The following is a 1,691-nucleotide window of genomic DNA, read 5'->3' on the forward strand; positions in this document are numbered from 1 at the left end:
TCGTTAACGACGTCGTTAAACACGTATCTTAGATCAGGGCGCGAAGCTCAGGCAGGCGGTGCCAATGGCGTGGTTACTCTGAAGCTCCCGGCATCTCAGGAGGTCTGCCATGCCCCGCTTCGATCCGGCCGAGTTCGGCCGCATGCTCGCCTGTCCGTCGCCTCACGAGTTGCGGCAAGCAGAAGGGTTGGTGGCCGAGGCGCGCGAACGGGCCGAGGCGGTCCTCGAGATCGATGCCTGCGCCGAGAAGGGCGCTCCGGCGGCATCGTGCCCGCGCTGCGGGTGCGGCGCGCGCGTCCGCTCGGGCCGGACGCGGACGAGTGCGCAGCTATGGCGCTGTTCCGGCTGCCTGGCGATGCGGAACGTGGTGATGACTGACAAGGACGCGCGAGAACAGGCGTCGCGGCACTTCTTCACGCGGGCGCAGCGGCAAGCACGGGAGGGGTGAATGACAACCAACGAACCGTCTTGGAAAGATATCAAACCGCTCATCTCGGGATGGTCGGACAAACAGTTAGTCGGTCTCGTTCAAGATCTGTATCGTCTGAGTCCCGAGAACGTGGCATTCCTGAATGCTCGACTGCTGCAACATTCGGCACCGAAGCAAACGCTGACGCCCTACAAGAAGCGTATTCGTGCCGCCGTCAGTCCGAATGACCCGTGGAAGCAAGACGTGCGTCTGTCCGAGGGTCGTAAAGCGATCAGCGAGTTCAGAAAGGCAAATGGCAATGCCCGAGACACGCTGGCGCTGATGACCTACTACGTCCAGTGTGGGAACGACCACACCCTAGAGTTCGGTGATATCGACGAACGGTTCTATGACAGCATGTGTTCGATGGTCAGGCAGATCAAAGACCGCCTGTTGAAGGAGCAAGACCAAAAACTGGCGGATGATATCCTGCCTCTTCTGGAGAAGGAGTTCGAACGCATCGATGGGCAGATGGGTTGGGGATATCCAGACGAGTTCGGCGATCACGTTGATGACTTGAGGGAGGTATTCAAAAAGGAGACGTGACATGCTTCGTAACCGTCCAGTCCGACCGCGTTACTGGTGGCTTGGCAATCCCGGTGGAAAATTGGTCAGTTTCCCGGTGAGATATTGGCCAGTTTTCGGTTTGGGCGACGCCTTGGTGCGCGTGCTTTCCATACAACTAAACCGTGGCATGACCAAAACTGTCAGATGTCGGCTCTGAGCCCAAACCGCCCGCGGTGCGCGACGTCAAGGTTGCATATGCAGCGAGGCGAGCTTCGTCACAACCGGCCCATAGCCGCCATTCGCCACGTGGATATCGCGGTAATGCAGCGTCTCCGAACCAGTCGTTTGTGACGTCGCGCAGAAAAATCGGATGAGCGAAGGTCAGCTATGTAGACGAATCTATCATGCGCCAACTGGCACAAGGTCGAATGCTCTTGGGATGAAGAAGCATACATTGACGAAATTTGTCGTTCATGCAACCAATGTCTCTAACGCGTCACAGAGATAATCGCGCGCCACGCTAGAGCGGCGTTAGTTCCTTGCGCCGAAGCAAACCAAGTAAGAAGTTGAATAATTTGTGATTTGAGGCCGGAAGAGTGCTACCACAATCTGTTTTAATAGGGCTGGTAGTAGCATTAGGGCACCTCGATTTTTCACCGGTCTCGGCTGTTTCAAGCGGGTTGGACCGGATGAAGTTCGCATGATGTCGCCAGCC

2 protein-coding genes are annotated in these 1,691 nt (G+C 57.0%); both read left to right on the forward strand.

Annotation, left to right across the window (positions count from 1 at the left end; genetic code table 11):
- The first annotated feature begins 109 nt into the window (after positions 1 to 109).
- Positions 110 to 448 carry a hypothetical protein gene (locus CFP68_RS17760; RefSeq protein WP_099828265.1) on the forward strand — a complete coding sequence of 113 codons (339 nt, stop codon included), beginning with the start codon at positions 110 to 112 and terminating at the stop codon, positions 446 to 448.
- Positions 449 to 1,015, forward strand: a complete 567-nt coding sequence (locus CFP68_RS17765; protein ID WP_099828266.1) for a hypothetical protein — start codon at positions 449 to 451, stop codon at positions 1,013 to 1,015. It begins immediately after the preceding gene.
- The last annotated feature ends 676 nt before the right edge of the window (positions 1,016 to 1,691 follow it).

It is taken from the genome of Oceaniglobus indicus, assembly GCF_002751875.1.
In the GTDB taxonomy this organism is placed as follows: domain Bacteria; phylum Pseudomonadota; class Alphaproteobacteria; order Rhodobacterales; family Rhodobacteraceae; genus Oceaniglobus; species Oceaniglobus indicus.

Coding starts and splice junctions, on each gene's coding strand:
- CFP68_RS17760 (WP_099828265.1), top strand. CDS start 110: ATGCCCCGCTTCGATCCGGCCGAGTTCGGCCGCATGCTCGCCTGTCCG.
- CFP68_RS17765 (WP_099828266.1), top strand. CDS start 449: ATGACAACCAACGAACCGTCTTGGAAAGATATCAAACCGCTCATCTCG.